18 protein-coding genes are annotated in these 16,492 nt (G+C 64.4%); 13 read left to right on the top strand and 5 right to left on the bottom strand.

Annotation, left to right across the window (positions count from 1 at the left end; translation table 11 throughout):
• Nucleotides 1-35 precede the first annotated feature (35 nt).
• A complete protein-coding gene (locus F562_RS0112295) occupies nucleotides 36-704 on the top strand; it encodes a lysophospholipid acyltransferase family protein (protein ID WP_018157267.1) in 669 nt (222 codons plus the stop codon).
• 9 nt (nucleotides 705-713) lie between these two features.
• Here F562_RS0112295 and F562_RS0112290 read toward each other — a convergent pair whose 3' ends face one another.
• On the bottom strand, nucleotides 714-1,121 hold the full coding sequence (locus tag F562_RS0112290; protein WP_018157266.1) for a hypothetical protein: 408 nt from the start codon (nucleotides 1,119-1,121) through the stop codon (nucleotides 714-716).
• Between the two features lie 83 nt (nucleotides 1,122-1,204).
• On the opposite strand from F562_RS0112290, the gene F562_RS21060 reads away from it, so the two are divergent.
• Nucleotides 1,205-1,771 (top strand): P-loop NTPase family protein, encoded by a 567-nt coding sequence (locus tag F562_RS21060; RefSeq protein ID WP_211206455.1) that lies wholly within the window; start codon nucleotides 1,205-1,207, stop codon nucleotides 1,769-1,771.
• On the top strand, nucleotides 1,713-3,407 hold the full coding sequence (locus tag F562_RS19035) for an ATP-binding cassette domain-containing protein (protein ID WP_211206454.1): 1,695 nt from the start codon (nucleotides 1,713-1,715) through the stop codon (nucleotides 3,405-3,407). Before F562_RS21060 ends, F562_RS19035 begins: the two co-directional genes overlap by 59 nt.
• An 8-nt stretch (nucleotides 3,408-3,415) precedes the next feature.
• Here the strand turns inward: F562_RS19035 and F562_RS0112280 are convergent, their stop codons facing one another.
• Complete coding sequence (locus tag F562_RS0112280; protein ID WP_018157265.1) at nucleotides 3,416-3,679, bottom strand: glutaredoxin family protein; 264 nt, start codon at nucleotides 3,677-3,679, stop codon at nucleotides 3,416-3,418.
• A gap of 71 nt (nucleotides 3,680-3,750) precedes the next feature.
• On the opposite strand from F562_RS0112280, the gene F562_RS0112275 reads away from it, so the two are divergent.
• The 8 genes from F562_RS0112275 (at nucleotide 3,751) to F562_RS0112240 (ending at nucleotide 10,888) form a co-directional block, all read left to right on the top strand.
• Entirely contained in the window at nucleotides 3,751-4,473 is a 723-nt protein-coding gene (locus F562_RS0112275) for a flavodoxin family protein (protein WP_018157264.1), read from the top strand.
• Between the two features lie 60 nt (nucleotides 4,474-4,533).
• Nucleotides 4,534-5,133 carry a recombination mediator RecR gene (gene recR / locus F562_RS0112270; protein ID WP_026181239.1) on the top strand — a complete coding sequence of 200 codons (600 nt, stop codon included), beginning with the start codon at nucleotides 4,534-4,536 and terminating at the stop codon, nucleotides 5,131-5,133.
• Nucleotides 5,126-5,698 (top strand): DUF5063 domain-containing protein, encoded by a 573-nt coding sequence (locus F562_RS0112265; RefSeq protein ID WP_018157262.1) that lies wholly within the window; start codon nucleotides 5,126-5,128, stop codon nucleotides 5,696-5,698. Before recR ends, F562_RS0112265 begins: the two co-directional genes overlap by 8 nt.
• A gap of 133 nt (nucleotides 5,699-5,831) precedes the next feature.
• A complete protein-coding gene (locus F562_RS0112260) occupies nucleotides 5,832-6,704 on the top strand; it encodes a FadR/GntR family transcriptional regulator (RefSeq protein WP_211206453.1) in 873 nt (290 codons plus the stop codon).
• Nucleotides 6,691-7,392: a cache domain-containing protein gene (locus tag F562_RS19030; RefSeq protein WP_051080169.1), complete on the top strand. Its 702-nt coding sequence runs from the start codon at nucleotides 6,691-6,693 to the stop codon at nucleotides 7,390-7,392. The genes F562_RS0112260 and F562_RS19030 overlap by 14 nt, the downstream gene beginning before the upstream one ends.
• A 120-nt stretch (nucleotides 7,393-7,512) precedes the next feature.
• Nucleotides 7,513-8,787, top strand: a complete 1,275-nt coding sequence (locus F562_RS0112250) for an aspartate kinase (RefSeq protein ID WP_018157259.1) — start codon at nucleotides 7,513-7,515, stop codon at nucleotides 8,785-8,787.
• Nucleotides 8,784-9,827 (top strand): aspartate-semialdehyde dehydrogenase, encoded by a 1,044-nt coding sequence (locus F562_RS0112245; RefSeq protein WP_018157258.1) that lies wholly within the window; start codon nucleotides 8,784-8,786, stop codon nucleotides 9,825-9,827. The genes F562_RS0112250 and F562_RS0112245 overlap by 4 nt, the downstream gene beginning before the upstream one ends.
• A 5-nt stretch (nucleotides 9,828-9,832) precedes the next feature.
• A complete protein-coding gene (locus F562_RS0112240) occupies nucleotides 9,833-10,888 on the top strand; it encodes an aspartate-semialdehyde dehydrogenase (protein ID WP_018157257.1) in 1,056 nt (351 codons plus the stop codon).
• Nucleotides 10,889-10,946: 58 nt separating this feature from the next.
• Here the strand turns inward: F562_RS0112240 and F562_RS0112235 are convergent, their stop codons facing one another.
• On the bottom strand, nucleotides 10,947-11,399 hold the full coding sequence (locus F562_RS0112235; RefSeq protein WP_018157256.1) for a type II toxin-antitoxin system VapC family toxin: 453 nt from the start codon (nucleotides 11,397-11,399) through the stop codon (nucleotides 10,947-10,949).
• Nucleotides 11,396-11,650 carry a type II toxin-antitoxin system Phd/YefM family antitoxin gene (locus F562_RS0112230; RefSeq protein ID WP_018157255.1) on the bottom strand — a complete coding sequence of 85 codons (255 nt, stop codon included), beginning with the start codon at nucleotides 11,648-11,650 and terminating at the stop codon, nucleotides 11,396-11,398. The genes F562_RS0112235 and F562_RS0112230 overlap by 4 nt, the downstream gene beginning before the upstream one ends.
• A gap of 164 nt (nucleotides 11,651-11,814) precedes the next feature.
• Between F562_RS0112230 and F562_RS0112225 the strand changes: the two genes are divergently transcribed.
• The gene (locus tag F562_RS0112225; protein WP_018157254.1) at nucleotides 11,815-13,398 is read left to right on the top strand and encodes an acyl--CoA ligase family protein; all 1,584 of its coding nucleotides are present in this window, start codon (nucleotides 11,815-11,817) and stop codon (nucleotides 13,396-13,398) included.
• 24 nt (nucleotides 13,399-13,422) lie between these two features.
• On the opposite strand, the gene F562_RS0112220 is transcribed toward F562_RS0112225, so the two are convergent.
• A complete protein-coding gene (locus tag F562_RS0112220; protein WP_026181237.1) occupies nucleotides 13,423-15,090 on the bottom strand; it encodes a long-chain fatty acid--CoA ligase in 1,668 nt (555 codons plus the stop codon).
• A 151-nt stretch (nucleotides 15,091-15,241) separates the two neighbouring features.
• Here F562_RS0112220 and F562_RS20245 point away from each other — a divergent pair, with 151 nt between their 5' ends.
• Nucleotides 15,242-16,444 (top strand): DUF2207 family protein, encoded by a 1,203-nt coding sequence (locus F562_RS20245; RefSeq protein ID WP_051080168.1) that lies wholly within the window; start codon nucleotides 15,242-15,244, stop codon nucleotides 16,442-16,444.
• The last annotated feature ends 48 nt before the right edge of the window (nucleotides 16,445-16,492 follow it).

The raw sequence follows: 16,492 nt of genomic DNA, 5'->3' as shown, positions 1-16,492 counted from the left end.
GGTTCGCGGCGCGACCTGGCTAGGCTGGCCCCACCATGCTGTATCTCGCTTCCCGCGCCGTCGTCGCGCCGACCCTGCGCGCGGTGTGGCGCCCCACCATTGAGGGCGCCCATCACGTTCCGCTGACCGGTGGCGTGATCCTGGCGAGTAATCACCTGTCCTTTGTGGACAGTGTCGCGATCCCGGCGTGCGCGCCACGACCGGTGCATTTCCTGGCCAAGTCGGATTACTTCACGGGCAAGGGCCCCAAGGGCTACGCGATCAAGACGTGGATGACCGCGACCGGCATGATTCCGGTCGATCGGGATGACACCCGCGCAGCGCAGAAATCGCTGGAGGCCGGCCTCGAGGTGCTGCGGTCCGGTGAAGCTTTTGGGATCTATCCCGAAGGGACCCGCTCGCGCGATGGCCGTCTCTACCGGGGCCGGACCGGCGTCGCGTACCTCGCGCTGGAAGCCGATGTTCCCGTCGTGCCGGTGGGCCTGCAAGGAACCCAACACGTTCAGCCGGTGGGCAGCAACCGTTTTCACTTGGCCAAGGCGACCGTACGTTTTGGAGAACCACTGAGTTTCCGCGAGGCGTTTGCTGGCGTGGCTGCAGGTCGAGCTCGCCGGGAAGCGACCGACCAGATCATGTCAGCGATCTACGAGCTCTCCGGCCAGGAACTCGCGGGCGAATACAACGAGCACCCACCGACGACCTAGGCGGTCGACTTAGCCGCCGGTCAACGTATTCCAGACGGTCAGCACTATGCCGACCAGGAGAAGCAGGCCGATCGTGGCGACGCAGGTGAGGGCAAGTTCTCGCCAGTCGAGTGCCCAGGCCCGGTTGACTGGGACGAAGCCGATCCGCGCTTTGGAGATGAAGGTGTGGGGCACGGCATAAAACACATCCACGTGCTGGCGCGGTGCGACGTACACGTCGAGGCGAGCCTTACCGAACGTGGTCAGAAATCCTTCCAGCCCGTTCACTTCCAGAACGTGTCGGCCTGGCGCCACCGTGATCAGGGTTGACGGTGTGGTGACGTCAATTGGCTGATCGTCGACCCGCACCTGGACGCTGGTGGTCAAGTGCGCACCCCGAACGTGCAGTCCGATGCGTCCCTGGTGGTGGGAGAACATGCGGCCACCATAAGAGATGGACCGTGGGATGTCTTGGTGATAGCGGTACGTCGTTGTCCGGATTGCGACCTACCTTCGCGAGCATGGCCGATCACATACGAATCCGTGGGGCCCGCACCCACAACCTGGCTGGACTCGATCTAGACATTCCGCGCGACCAGTTAGTGGTCATCGTCGGCGTCTCAGGCTCAGGCAAGTCATCCCTGGTCTTTGACACCATCGCGGCGGAGGCCGGGTACCAGTTGAACGAGACGTACCCGCCTTTTGTGCGTAACCGGCTGCCGCACTGGTCGCGCCCCGACGTCGACCTGATCGAGGGGCTATCGCCGGTCATCGTCATTGACCAGAAGCGAATCGGCGGAAACGCTCGCTCGACTGTGGGCACGATCACCGACACCTGGGCCTACCTGCGACTTATCTGGTCTCGGCTGTCCGAACCGCATGTCGGCGAGTCAAATCGATTCTCCTTCAATGATGCTCACGGAATGTGCCCGACATGTTCGGGGCTTGGCGAGGTCGTACAGGTTGCGCTGGATCGGTTGCTCGATCTCGACCGTTCGCTGGTGGAAGGCGCCATTCGGCTGCCGGGATATGGGCTCCAACCAGTACTGGTTCCGGCAGCTCGCCGAAGGTGCCGGATTCGATGCTGACCTGCCAGTTCGTCAATGGACGCAGGGTGAACGTCATGCGCTGCTCCATGGTGACGATGGTCGGCTTGGGCGCTCGCTTCCCAGGGACTTCGAAGGTGTGGCCGAGCGCTTCGAGCGGATCTATCTAGGCACAGCTGACAATCTTTCCGAGCGCAAACGGTCGGTGATCGGTCAGTTCACTCGTTCTGAGGTGTGCTCGGACTGCGACGGTGAACGCCTCGCCGCCTCAGCGCGGACTGCCACTGTCGCAGGCTGCACCCTCCCGGAACTCGCCCGATGGGAGGTCAGCGAAGTGGCAGATTTCGCTTCACAGCTAGACGATTCACGCGTTGCGCCGGCCGTCTCGGCACTGTCAGATCGCCTGCGGGCCTTGGTGACTGTCGGACTGGGTTACCTGAGTCTGGAGCGTTCCACCACCACGCTGTCGGGTGGGGAATCGCAGCGCGTCAAGCTCGTACGCCATCTTGGATCGAGCCTGACCTCCATGACGTATGTCGTCGATGAGCCCACCGTCGGACTTCATGCGAGCGACGTGGAGCGGGTGATCCGGCTGTTGCGGCAGATCCGGGACCGAGGTAAAAGCGTGCTCGTCGTCGAGCACGACCCGATGGTCATGGCGGCAGCCGACCAAGTGATCGAGATCGGTCCCGCCGCTGGACCTGACGGTGGACACCTGACCTTCCAGGGGTCGTACGCCGCTCTCCTGCAGTCGAATACCTGCACTGGGCGTGCTCTCAAGGCAGAACCGCTAGCGAAGGCGCACGAGTCGAGGTCAGCGCCGGTTTCGATGCTGAGGATCAAGCACGCACGTGCCAACAACTTGCGCGACGTGACGGTCGATATCCCGAGCGGGCGAATGACGGTGGTGACCGGCGTTGCGGGTTCGGGGAAGTCCAGCCTCATGGGCGAATTCGTTGCCCAGCATGAATCGGTCGTGGCGGACCAGCGCCCCGTAAGCGCTACCCGCCGGTCCAGTCCCATGACCTATACCGGGGTCGCGACTGCTATCCGCCGGCTCTTTGCAACAGCCAACGGGGTTCCCGTCAAAATGTTCAGCGCCAACTCCGACGGTGGCTGTCCAGAGTGCAGTGGTGCGGGCGTGATCTATACGGATCTCGCCTTCATGGAAGGCCAGCGGACTACCTGCCCGGAGTGTCAAGGGAAGCGCTTCCGAGCCGAGGTCCTGCAGCATCGAGTAGGCGGACTCTCCATTTCCGACATCGAGGAGCTGCCGGTCGCCGAGGCACTTCGGTGCCTGCCGGAGCCCACCGTCGCACAGGCGATGCAGCCACTCGTCGATGTCGGTCTGGGCTATCTGCGCCTCGGGCAGCCGCTCAGCACCCTGTCTGGCGGGGAGTGCCAGCGGGTCAAGATCACACGCGAACTGCGTCGAGCCAGCGATGCCACGACCTATGTCCTCGACGAGCCCACCACCGGCCTACACCCGCAGGACATTGCCGGTCTGCTCGAGGTGTTCGACAGGTTGATCGATCACGGCAGCACCGTTGTGGTGATCGAACACAACGGTGACGTCATCCGCCATGCCGACTGGATGATCGAACTCGGCCCGGGGCCGGGGCGGCACGGCGGGAAGGTGTTGTTCGAGGGGCTACCTATGGCCCGCCCGTCCGGGTGAACGCGCGCTCAGCCTGCCGAGGCGGCGAGTGCCTTCTTGACCTGGCCCAACGATGGGTTGGTCATGGTCTGGTCGCCGACGACAACAGTCGGGACAGTCTCGTTGCCGTTGTTCGCCGCCCGAACGACGTCGGCGGCCTCCTCGTCCTCCCAGATGTTGATCCAGGTCGCGTCGATACGTGCCGTCTTCAGGCTCGCTCGGAGCGCCATGCAGAACGGGCAGCCTGGTCGCCAGTAGACCGTGACGTCAGCGGCGTTGATCGAGGCAGTCATGATGGTCTCCTTGAGGTGAATTCGGGCCTTGCCTGATATTCAATCCGACGTCTGGTGAAACGGAGTAATCGATGACTTCCACCCCTGAGGGACCCCGCTTCGACGGACTCAGCGCAGTCTTCATCAACGCGACCTTGAAACGCTCGCCCGAGCCCAGTCATACCGACGGCCTGGTGAACGCGAGCGCCGACCTCATGCGCTCGCGCGGCGTACAGGTCGACGTGATTCGCGCGGTTGATCATGACATCGCGAGTGGCGTCTACCCCGACATGACTGAGCATGGTTGGGCGACCGACGAGTGGCCGCAGTTGTCTGAGCGAATCATGGCGGCGGACATCCTTGTGCTGGCGGGCCCGATCTGGTTGGGAGACAACAGTTCCGAGATGAAGAAGGTCATCGAACGGCTCTATTCAAACTCGGGCGAACTCAACGCCGCCGGGCAGTACGCCTACTACGGCAAGGTGGGCGGCGCCCTGTTCACCGGAAACGAAGATGGCATCAAGCACTGCGCGATGAATGTGCTCTACAGCATGCAACACGTCGGCTACCTGATCCCGCCGCAGGCCGACGCAGGCTGGATTGGCGAAGCGGGACCTGGCCCGTCCTACTTGGACGAAGGCTCCGGCGGACCGCAGAACGACTTCACCAACCGCAACACGACCTTCATGACCTACAACCTCATGCACGCTGCAGCGATGCTCAAAGCGGCGGGCGGTATGCCGACCTATGGCAATGTGCGGACGGCTTGGGACGACGGCACGCACTTTGGGTTTGCCAACCCGGAGTACCGCTAACTTAGGACCACGGTCGCGTCGGCAGCCAGCATTTTCGGCGCAGGGACTACCCTCACAGATGTGTATGAAGGTGTGGTCCAGGACCTGATCGATGAACTGACCCGGCTGCCCGGCATCGGGCCGCGCGGGGCGCAGCGCATCGCCTTCCACCTGTTGCAGACCGATCCGGCTGACGTTCAGCGGCTTACCGAGGTACTGACGATTGTCAAGGACAAGGTGCGCTTCTGCGAGACCTGCTTCAACGTCGCCGAGTCCGAGCAGTGCCGCATTTGCCTGGACCCCGAGCGCGACGGCACTCAGATCTGCGTAGTCGAGGACTCGAAGGACGTCAACGCCATCGAACGCACGCACGAGTTCAAGGGGCGCTACCACGTACTCGGTGGGGCAATCAGTCCCATCGACGGCATTGGACCCGACGACCTGCGGATCACCGAACTGGTCAAGCGGCTCTCCGATGGCCGTATCGGCGAACTGATCGTGGCGACTAATCCCAACCTGACGGGCGAGGCCACGGCCTCCTATCTCAACCGGCTGGTTTCGCCGATGGGACTGAAAGTCAGTCGACTCGCCAGCGGCCTCCCGGTCGGCGGCGATCTGGAATACGCCGACGAGGTGACTCTCGGCCGGGCATTCGAGGGGCGGAGGTTGATGCATGCCTGAACAGGACACGGATCCACGCGATGACCTGAAGACCCTCGCCGAGGAGACGGCGCGAGACGCCGTTGACTTCATTGGAGCCGTTCGAGGCATTGCCTCTGGAGCTGGCCCGGAGTCGCTGCCGTTGCTGTTGTTGGTGCTGAGCCAGGTGCAGGTCACCGGCGCTCGCCTCGGCGCGATCCAAGACGTGCTTCCTGTCGAGCGCTTCGAGCCTGATCCCGGCCGCGAGGACGACCAGGATGCGCTGCGTACATCCCTTGCGAATGTCCTTGAGGGGCTAGACGATTACGCCGACTTGATTGATCCCTTGACCTCGGTCGAGGTCGGGCGCGGGTCGGTGAGTGATGACCTCACGGGAATCGTGTCAGCGCTGGAGCACGGTCTTGCCCACTACGAACGCGGCCGCCCGGTCGAGGCCATGTGGTGGTGGCAGTTTTCCTACCTATCCGAGTGGGGCGTACGCGCCAGTGCGGCATTACGCGCGGTGCTGACGATCATGGGTCACGTTCGGCTCGATGCCGATGAAGACACCGTCGCAGACGCGGAGTTCGACGCGCTACATCCTTGAGCGTCAGCTAACTCGGCCGGTTGTCGACGAAGTTTCACGGTGGGCTCGTGCCCCAGGGCAGGGGGACACAAACCCACCGTGGTCGCCAAGCCGAATGCCACCCTGTGAACATTCGACCTCAGTAGATTCCGCCATGATCTGGTCGGCACTTGAAACCTATGACTTCATAGTTCAATGGGCAAGGGTTTTATGGAAGGTGTTCGCGCTAATCTCTGGCGATCAGGAGGTGCATGACGTGCGGATGTTGACCGGCGATGCCCGGCAAGCGGTGTTCGCGCCTGTCGACGACGGGGTGGGGCGCGGGGTGGTTGTCGTGCGTCGACTCGCGAGTGCGATCGCGTTGGGCATCCTCGAGGACGGTGAGCAGTTGCCCCCGGAGTCTGCGCTCGCGGCTTCCCTCAACGTCTCCACCGTGACTCTTCGCGACGCGCTCGCCGACATGCGGGCTCGCGGACTTCTCGAAACTCGTCGAGGGCGCGGGGGTGGCACCTCAGTGCGTGCGGACGAGGCAGCATTGCGGACCTTGGCGAGGTCGCGCCTCACCGAAATCGGAACGCCAGAGTTGCGCACCCTGGGCGACTTGCGGATGGCCGTAGCAGGCACGTCCGCTCGGCTGGCTGCCGAGCGCGCGGGGGCGCGCGATCTCGACCGGCTCCGTGACCTACTGGACCAGCTCGCCAGCGCTGAGGACCACCTCCAGCAGCGGCGCTCCGAAGGGCGTTTCATGATCGGCCTCGCAGTCGCGGCCCAGTCTTTGCGCCTGACTCAACAAGAGATCGAACTGCAGACTGAATTGGGGCAAGTGTCGTTCGGTGTGAATCGACCGACTCAAGAGTTTCGCGCCGCCGTTCGGGGCCACCGCGCGACCGTTAAGGCCATTGAGCGGCGCGACGGTGCGACCGCGCGGGACCTCGTCGAGCGAACGGTGGAGGCCTCCGTGCGGGCGCTAGTGAATCAGCGAATGAGTCTCAGTCGACAGGAGGCGGGCAGCCATGATGAAGAGTGAGGTGGCGGACCGGGTCGCAGACGTGGTGCACGGTGTCGTAGAGCGCGCCTTCGCCCCGGTGCACGAGGTACGTAACGCGTTGGCGCGCAGCGTCGCTGAAGAGGGCCTGCCAGTGCCTCGTTCCGCCCTAGCGCCGTTGCGGGACCTGGTGGCGACCCGGCTGGGGGAGAAGGGCGCGATTCAGTTGGGTCTCGGGGTGGTCGTGGCTCCGGAGGCCGTCGAAGATGCCGAGTTGTTCCTGGAGTGGTGGCAGCATGATGGGGGCGACAAGCCCCGACGGTTGGAGTTCGACCTCAACCGCAGCAGCATGGGGTTCTATGACTACCTGTCCGCTGAGTGGTTTGTGAACGTACGCCGCACGGGCCAGCCCGGCATCGCAGGCCCATATGTCGATGTCCACGGCACCGATCGCTACGTGTTCACGATGTCTGCACCCATCGAAGCCGAGGGTCGCTTCGTCGGAGTCGCGGGTGGTGATTTGGCAGTGACCAAGCTGGAGCAGTTGGTGCTGAGTGAACTCGCTGGCGACGTCGCCGAGTTCGTCGTCCTGTCCGACGAAGACCGGGTGGTGCTGTCGACATCGGGGAAGTGGCTGGTCGGCTCGCTCATGAAGCGCGTACCCCCGAAGGCACAGGTTCGTCGGCTGCCGGATGTCCCGTGGCGGGTTGCGGTGCGTACGCAAGCCTGACGGCGTGGCGGCGCCTGGCAGATCCCGCGATGTCCCGCCATCTGGTCCCCCGAAGTCTCGCAAAGCGGGACGGGACCTAGAATAAGGGTTCCCTCTCCCGAACTACTTGAGAGCGCCCACGTGAGCCTGATCGTCCAAAAGTACGGCGGATCGTCCCTCGCCAACGCCGACAGCATCAAGCGAGTCGCGCGCCGCATCATCGAGACCAAGAAGGCCGGAAACTCGGTGTGTGTCGTGGTGTCGGCCATGGGAGACACCACCGACGAGTTGCTCGACCTGGCCGCGCAGGTCAGCCCGTCGCCGCCGGAGCGCGAGATGGACATGCTGCTGACCGCCGGGGAGCGCATCTCCATGGCGCTGGTCAGTACGGCGATCGCCAACTTCGGCGACTCGGCCCGCAGCTTCACCGGGTCGCAGGCCGGCGTGATCACCGATGACGTCCACGGCAAGGCCCGGATCATCGATGTCACGCCCGGACGCATTCAGGGCGCGCTGGACGCTGGCCACATCGTGATCGTCGCCGGTTTCCAGGGCATGAGCGAGGGAACCAAGGAGATCACGACGCTCGGTCGTGGGGGCTCCGATACGACCGCTGTCGCTCTGGCCGCCGCGCTCAAGGCCGATGTGTGCGAGATCTATACCGATGTCGACGGGATCTTCACCGCGGATCCGCGGATCGTGCCCTCGGCGCAGAAGGTGAGCCGGATCAGCAACGAAGAGATGCAGGAGATGGCCGCCTCTGGCGCCAAGGTCCTCATGCTTCGCTGCGTCGAATACGCGCGCCGCTTTGATCTACCAATTCACGTGCGGTCATCGTTCAGCCACCACGAGGGCACCTGGGTGCTCCCGCCCTCGCAGTCCGAAGGAGACGACATGGAAGCCCCGATCATCGCCGGAGTCGCGCACGACCGAGGCGAAGCCAAGATCACGGTGGTTGGCGTGGCAGACCTGCCGGGAAAGGCCGCGCAGGTCTTCAATGCGGTGGCCAGTGCCGAGATCAACATCGACATGATCGTGCAGAACGTGTCGGCCATCGGCACGGGCACAACCGACATCTCGTTCACGTGTCCCAAGGCAGACGCACAGCGGGCCGTGCAGGCTCTGCAGCGTGCCAAGGACGATATCGACTTCGGCTCACTGCAGTTCGAGGACCAGATCGGCAAGCTGTCGTTGGTCGGCTCGGGTATGCGCAGCCACCCCGGGGTGAGCGCCACGTTGTTCCAGGCGCTCGCGGACGCGGGAATCAATATCGACATGATCTCGACCTCGGAGATTCGGGTGTCGGTCGTCACGCGGGATGATCAACTCGACGAGGCCGTACGCGCCGTACACACCGCATTCGGGCTCGACTCCAGTGATGGCGAGGCCGTGGTTTATGGAGGTTCTGGACGATGAGCAACGACACTCTCAACGTCGGCGTTGTGGGCGCCACAGGTCAGGTCGGTGGCGTCGTGCTGCGGCTGCTGGCCGAGCGCAACTTCCCCGTCGGTGACTTGAGGCTCTTTGCCTCGTCCCGCTCCGCCGGGAAGACGATTACCTGGCAGGACCGGGACGTCACGATCGAGGACGCAGAGTCGGCTGACCCGGCGGGACTGGACATCGCGATCTTCTCCGCAGGTGGTTCCACCTCTAAGGCGCTCGCACCGAGGTTCGCTGCGGCAGGCGTCACGGTCATCGACAATTCTTCCGCTTGGCGCCGCGACCCCGAGGTGCCGCTCGTGGTGTCGGAGGTCAACCCCGATGCTGCCGCGAACCGCCCGAAGGGCATCATCGCCAACCCCAACTGCACCACGATGGCGGCCATGCCGGTGCTCAAGCCGCTCGCGGCGGCGGCCGGGCTGCAACGGCTGAATGTCGCGACGTACCAAGCGGTTTCAGGGTCTGGTCTTAAAGGCGTCGAAGAACTCGCATATCAGGTGCGCAGCGGCGCCGACCAGATGGAAGGCCTCGCGCACGACGGCAGCGCGGTCGACCTTGGGCAGCCACAGGCATACGTCGAGCCCATCGCCTACAACGTCCTTGCTTTGGCCGGGTCGATTGTCGACGACGGCTCGGGTGAGACCGATGAGGAACAAAAGTTGCGGCACGAGTCGCGCAAGATTCTCGACCTGCCTGATCTGCGGGTTGCTGGCACGTGCGTACGTGTTCCGGTCTTTACCGGTCACTCGCTCGCCATCCACGCCGAATTTGATCAGGCCATCACGGCCGACCAGGCGCGCGAGATCCTGGCCGCTGCGCCAGGAGTCGAGATCGACGAAGTGCCTACCCCGTTGAAGGCCGCCGGCGCCGACCCGTCCTTTGTCGGACGCATCCGACAGGACCAATCGGTGCCCGACAACAAGGGCCTGGTGTTGTTCGTGAGCAACGACAACCTGCGAAAGGGCGCAGCCCTCAACACCGTTCAGATCGCAGAACTTCTCGCCACGGAGGGGTGACCAGGATGGTCGACGGCCCCACGCTGGTGATCGTTGGCTCGAGCGGCGCAGTCGGTCGAGCGGTCCTGCAGGCTCTCGGAACGCGGAGTCTGGTGTGGGGTGAGATACGCCTCGCCGCGTCGAGTCGGCACGTTGGCCAACGGGTTTCGGCGTACGGCCAAGAGCTCGTGACGAGAGCCGTCTCACCAGAGTTGTTCGCCGGTGCCGACGTGGCGATCATTGCAGTGCCCGACGATGTCGCCGAGAGCGTTGCCGAGATGGCTGTTGCCGCGGGGGTGCCCGCGGTCGATTGCTCGCCGACGTTCCGTGCTGCCGAGGACGTTCCCCTGGTGGTTCCAGAGGTCAATCCCGCGCAGATCCACCACCGCCCCCGGGGGATCGTCGCCAGTCCGAGCGCGTCGTCCACGGCCTTCTTGACTGCGCTCGGCCCCTTACACCAAGGGTGGGGTCTGAATCGGGCGATCGTCACCGCGATGCAGGCCGTGTCGGGTTATGGCGACGCTGGTACGGCTCAACTGGTGGCGGAGACCGATTCACTTGCCGGGCAGCGTTCAATTGGATTGACGCCAGGGGATATTCGTCACTTGCTTGACCTCGACACGGTGTCGCCGTTCCCAGCCCCGGTCGCCGCGAACGTCGTCCCGGTCACAAGCGAGCTCGACTCCGAGGGTTGGTCGCAACAAGAGGCGCGCATGCGACGTGAGGCGCGCAAGGTGCTTGGGCTGCCGGAGTTGCGCATGGCGGCCACCACGGTCTGGGTGCCCGTATTGACTGCGCACTCGCTGTCGGTGCATGCCACCTTCGAGCGAAAGATCAGCGCCGACGAGGCGCGCCAGACTCTCATGGAGGGCATGAACTCGGTCGTGGTGTTGGACGATCCTGAAAACGAGGACTGGCCCAACCCCGTCGACGTCGCCGGATCCGACCCGACCTTCGTCGGGCGTATCCGCAGCAGCCCCGACTTCCCGCGCTCACTCGAGCTCTTCGTATGCACCGACAACCTGCGCAAGGGCGCGGCCCTCAACATGATTCAGATCGCCGAAGCGATCGCGCAGGAGTAGCTAGCGCGAGTCGCCATCGACCAGGGACAAATGAGGGGTGTTGACCCGCCAACACCCCTCATTTGTCCCTAGTCGATGGCCCCGCGAGCGTCGCGGTGTCGTACGTGGCAAGACCCAGGTCGCGCCATGCCTGAAGGAGTCGGTGGTCGCCGGTGGCGGCGACTAACTCATCGCTCGCGAGGAGTTCCGCGGAGGCACAGTGCACGGCGTCGTACCCGCGTAGCGCCATGGTTCGCGCGATCCGCGCAGCATGGCGAGTTACCGCTGCGTCGACGTTGATGACTGCGACTTCGTCCCACACCTGGTCCAAGAGTGAGCGTGCAGCATCGTGTTCGCTGGGGGTTAGCCGTTCCAATCGTTCGGCTTGGGCGAGTGCCGCAGCAGCCTCTACGTACGCGATCCGGCTGGACGCAACTATGTCGGCGTCATTCCAAAGTCTTTGGCATGCTGTGCTTCCCGGTTCAGCGACGAGAAGCGGGACAATTGCCGAGGTGTCGAGGTAGACGATCAACGGCGCTGGTCGTCGATGAGGTCGCTCACGGTGCCCTGGGTGCGGATCGGCGGGGGGGCCTGCTGCTTCGACGTGTTCGCCGGGCGCGCCAGGCCTTCGGCGATGAGCTGCTCCAGGCGGGTGGGCCCGTCAACCGGCACGATCCGGGCCACGGCGCGACCGTGATCGGTCACGGTGATCGTGTGTCCTTCTCGAACCTCGGCGAGGCGTCGGCTCAAGGTGTCTCTGAGTTCGCGTACGCCGACGTTCATGGGGACTCCTGTGGCTAGATTCTTATAACCAACTATAGCCACAACATAACCGAGGCTCGCTCCGTGACCTACCCGGAGTCGACTAGGGAAAAATGAGGGGTGTTGATCCGCAAACACCCCTCATTTGCCCCTACTCGATGCGCGTGCCCCCCTAGGCTGGGGCCATGAACGCTGTCTCGACTACGCCACTGACTCCGCTGTCCTATCTGGAACGTTCGGCCCGGGTATGGCCAACCAAGACCGCCGTGATCGACGGCGACCAGCGGTTGACGTACGCCGACCTCGGCCAGGGTGTGCAGCGGATGGCGAAGTCGTTGCACCAGATGGGAGTTCAGGCAGGCGACCGAGTGGCCTTCGTCTTGCCCAACATCACCGAGATGCTCATGGCGCACTTCGCCGTCCCTCTTGCTGGAGGCGTCCTCGTCGCAGTCAACACCCGACTGGCGCCGCCGGAGGTGCGCTACATCGTGGAGCATTCCGGCGCCAAGATCGTCGTGGCCGGGCCGGCAACGTACGACCTCGTTGATGCCGCGACCGATGGGCTGGACCTCACGCGGATCATGATCCGAGAGGAACGCGATGGCTGGCAGTCCTTCGACGATTACGCGCCAGGCGAGGACGTGCCCGACCTCGACTGGAGGGTCGAGGACGAGCTCGCGCCGATCTCGATCAACTACACCTCAGGCACGACCGGCCGACCCAAAGGCGTGGTCTACAGCCATCGGGGCGCCCATCTCAACTCACTGAGCGAGTTGCTGCACTCACGACACTCGACGCAGACGATTTACCTGTGGACGTTGCCGATGTTCCACTGCAACGGGTGGTGCACGCCATGGGCGATTACGGCGATCGGTGGCACGCACGTATGCCTGCCCGAAGTGCGCGGCGACGCGATCTGGGCGGCGATCCGCGACCACGGCGTGACCCATCTCAATGCTGCGCCGACCGTCATCACCACGATCCTCAACACTGAAGGCGCTGGTGATTTGGAACGGCCGGTGCTCATTACCACTGCGGGCGCACCGCCGAGCCCGACCACGCTCGCTCAAGTGCACGACATGGGCTTCGAGGTGGTGCACGTCTATGGGCTCACCGAGACGTATGGCCCCTACACGGTGTGCGAGTTCCAGCCGGAGTGGGCGGAGATCGACGCCACGGAGCGTTCCCGGCTGATGTCCCGCCAAGGCGTGGGAATGATCACTGCAGAGACCGCCCGCGTCGTCGATTCCGATATGAAGGACGTACCAGCAGACGGGGAAACCCTCGGTGAGATCGTCATGCGCGGCGACAACGTCATGCTCGGCTATTACCGCGACGACGAGGCGACGGCAACGGCGTTCGAAGGCGGCTGGTTTCACTCTGGCGATGTCGCGGTGATGCACCCCGACGGCTACCTACAGATCCGAGACCGCGCCAAGGACGTCATTATCTCCGGCGGCGAGAACATCTCCACGGTCGAGGTCGAGCAGGCCCTGATGAGCCACCCGGCGGTGTTGGAGGTGGCGGTCGTTGGCGTACCGGATGAGAAGTGGGGCGAGCGTCCGAAGGGGTTTGTCACGGTCAAGGCCGGGGCTCAGGTGGCTGAGGACGAACTCATCAACCACGTGCAGCAGCAGATCGCACGCTACAAAGCGCCGCGCGCGGTCGAGGTCGTTGAAGAACTTCCGAAGACCTCCACTGGCAAGATCCAGAAATTCAAGCTGCGTGACGCGGAGTGGTCCGGGCGCGGGGCCCGGGTTCAAGGCTGAGCGGTCCACTCCGCGCCACGGCGCTCACGATGGCTGCTGGACGTCCAGCTCTCCGTCGGCGTAACGCTGGCGTAGCAACTTCTTGTCGAACTTGCCGACGCTGGTCTTGGGCACCTCTTCGATAAGCGCCCACCGCTCGGGGATCTGCCACTTTGCGACCTTGTCCGAGAGATAGTCCCGCAACTCGGCCATAGTGGCTTCCTGGCCCTCCTTGATGACCACGGTGGCCAACGGGCGCTCTTCCCACTTCGGGTCAGGTACGCCGACGACCGATGCCTCGGCTACGGCCGGGTGGCCCATGATCGCGTTCTCCAGGTCGACCGAACTGATCCATTCGCCACCGGATTTGATGACGTCCTTGGAGCGGTCGGACAGCCTGATGTAGCCGGTTTCGGTCATCGTTCCGACGTCGCCGGTACGCAGCCAGCCGTCGTCGAATTTCGACTCCATATCTGCGAGTTCTTCGTCGGTCTCGCTGCCGTTGGAGTAGTAGGAGCCGGTTACCCACGGGCCGCGAATCTCCAACTCCCCGACCGCTTCACCGTTCCACGGTTGGACACCATCGTCGCCCACGAGGCGCGCCTCGATGCCGGGCAGGATCTTGCCCTGGCTCCTGCGGTGACTCCAGTCGTCTTCTGAGCCCGGTTCGGTGTGCGCGGGCGGGAATGACAGGCTCCCGACCGGCGAGATCTCGGTCATGCCCCAACCCTGAATCATGTCCACGTCGTAGCGCTCCTTGAACGATGTCATGAGCGCCGGCGGACACGCGGACCCGCCTGACATCAGGATGCGGCAACTCGACACATCGCCTCCGGCCGAATCCAGGTGCTGCAGTAGTCCATTCCAGATGGTCGGCACGCCTGACCCGCAGGTGACCTTCAACTCGGCCATCATCTGCGCCAGCGGCTCCGGCTGCAGGAATCGGTCGGGCATCACCAGAGAACTGCCGGTCACCATCGAGATGTAGGGGAAGCCCCACGCGTTGGCGTGGAAGAGTGGCACGACGACCAGCGTGGTGTCCTCGGCCGAAAAGCCAAGCGACACAGCGCATCCCATCGCGTGGGTGTAGTTGCTGCGATGTGAGTACGCCACGCCCTTGGGCTTGCCCGTGGTGCCGGAGGTGTAGCACATCGAGGAGGCGTCGTTTTCGTCGATATCAGTCGGCCAGTCGAACTCGTGCGGTTCGTTGGCAATGAGTTCGAGGTAGTCGTGCACTCCCTCGACATGCTCTGGTTCGGCCAGCGCGGCGCGTACGTCGTCAGGGATCGGTCCATTGACGATGACGTGGCGAATCTCTGGGAGGTGAGCGAGAAGCTTGCCGAAGGGCTCTGCGAGCGTGTTGTCGACGATGACGATCTCACTGCCGCCGTGACGTGCCGTATAGATCAACTGCTCGGGGAAGAGACGAATGTTGAGCGCGTGCAACACCGCTCCCATGGAGGGGATCGCGAGATAGGCGGCGAGGTGTTCGGCGTTGTTCCACATGAACGTCGCAACGCGCTGGTCACCGGTGATCCCGAGCCTGCGCAAGGCGTGCGCGAGTTGCGCACCCTGGACGCCAACCTCACCAAAGGTCGTGGTGCGCGCGCCGTCACCGGTCCAGGTGTGGACCTTGCTCTTCGCGTGCACCGTGGTGCCAAAGCGCAGGAGCGAGGAAATGAGCAGGGGCGGTGTCTGCATAGTGCTCTTCATGGCATGAGCCTGCCAGGTCGACGTCACTCACGCTGCCCATATGTCGCAACCCGCTCCGGCGCGAAACAGTGGGCTCCCGACGTCAGACCTGGCACTGGATTGCGGAGCACGGCATGCTGGGTGGTGACTGGACGGGCAGGAGGGCCTCGGCATGGACATGATCGCGAGCGTCGGTTTGATCTTGGGCGGTCTGCTGTTGGCGGCCCTCACGTGGCTGATCTGGACTCGCCGACCGGCCCGTCACGAGTGGTGGACCGACGGGTCGCCTGGACAGCTGGTCCGATGGGCCGAACGCGACCGCTCACCCGTCCGGTTGGGACACTCGCGCGTGGCGCTCGCTCAGATCCCCGTGCGAGTCCAGCCGCCCGAAGGCGTCAGTCCGGCCGAGGTCGGATTGATCCTGTCCGGGCGAGTGCAGCGCCGTGATCTTTCGGCGTTCGTGCTGGACATGGTCGGCCGTGGGGCGCTGGAGTTGGTGACCGGGTCGGATGGCTCGAAGCGACTGCTCGCCGGTGGTCGCTCCGGACTGACCACCGCGCAAGCAGCGGTCGTGGCCGCGACCGCTGGACATCCGCAAGGTGTTCCGCTGAGGAGCCTGTACGACGACCTGAAGACCCCGTTGCGGGAAGTCGCTCAGGAAATTCTGCGCGCACGTGGGCGGCGTTGGTGGCGTCCTCGCGAGTCTGCGCCGGTCTGGCTCTTCGTGCCCGCTGCGGTAATCATGGCGCCGACGTTATTCGGTCAAGTGTTGTTCGGTGGGATCTTCGGGCTGGCCGCGGTGGTCATACTCGCTCTGGTCTCCCGCCGATCCAGAGCGGGACGCACCGCCGAGGGCACCGCGTTGACGATCCAGTGCCTCGGGTGGCGTGCCCACCTCCTCGCTGTCGGCGCGGGCAGTGTCTCGCCGGGCGGACGCCCGCCGGAGCCCGAACTGTTGGCGTGGCTCGTGGCCTTCGACCTCGAGGATGCCTGGCGAGGGCGACTGGACTGGGCACCGCTCGACGCCAAGGCGCTGCCAGAGATGGATAAGCGCAACCTGGTTCAGCCTTCGATGACACCGACGTCGTTGGCCATGCTCTATGTCGGCGGGTCGACGCTGCCCGCCGGCGGGCCGGTGGACATGTGCGACGACCTGATCGAAGGATGTGGCGGGGAGGACGGCTTGAGCCTGGACAGCGTCGTAGCAGGAACGGCCGGACATTCTGGTCCGCCGGGCGACCTCCCCGGTGTCTTGGACGCCGGATCGCACGGCGGTAGCGGCGACGGTGGAGGGATAGGTGGCGGGGGGTTTGACGGCGGAGGCTTTGACGGGGGCGGTGGCGGCGTTGACGGCGGGGGAGGCTCCGGGCCCTGAGTCGACCGCGTACGGCACTCGCTTGGGGCGCGCATGTCCTACCTCGGT

Source organism: Demetria terragena DSM 11295 (assembly GCF_000376825.1).
Classification (GTDB): domain Bacteria; phylum Actinomycetota; class Actinomycetes; order Actinomycetales; family Dermatophilaceae; genus Demetria; species Demetria terragena.
The sequence above is the reverse complement of the archived record's forward strand: the minus strand, read 5'-3'. Positions and strand labels throughout refer to the sequence as shown.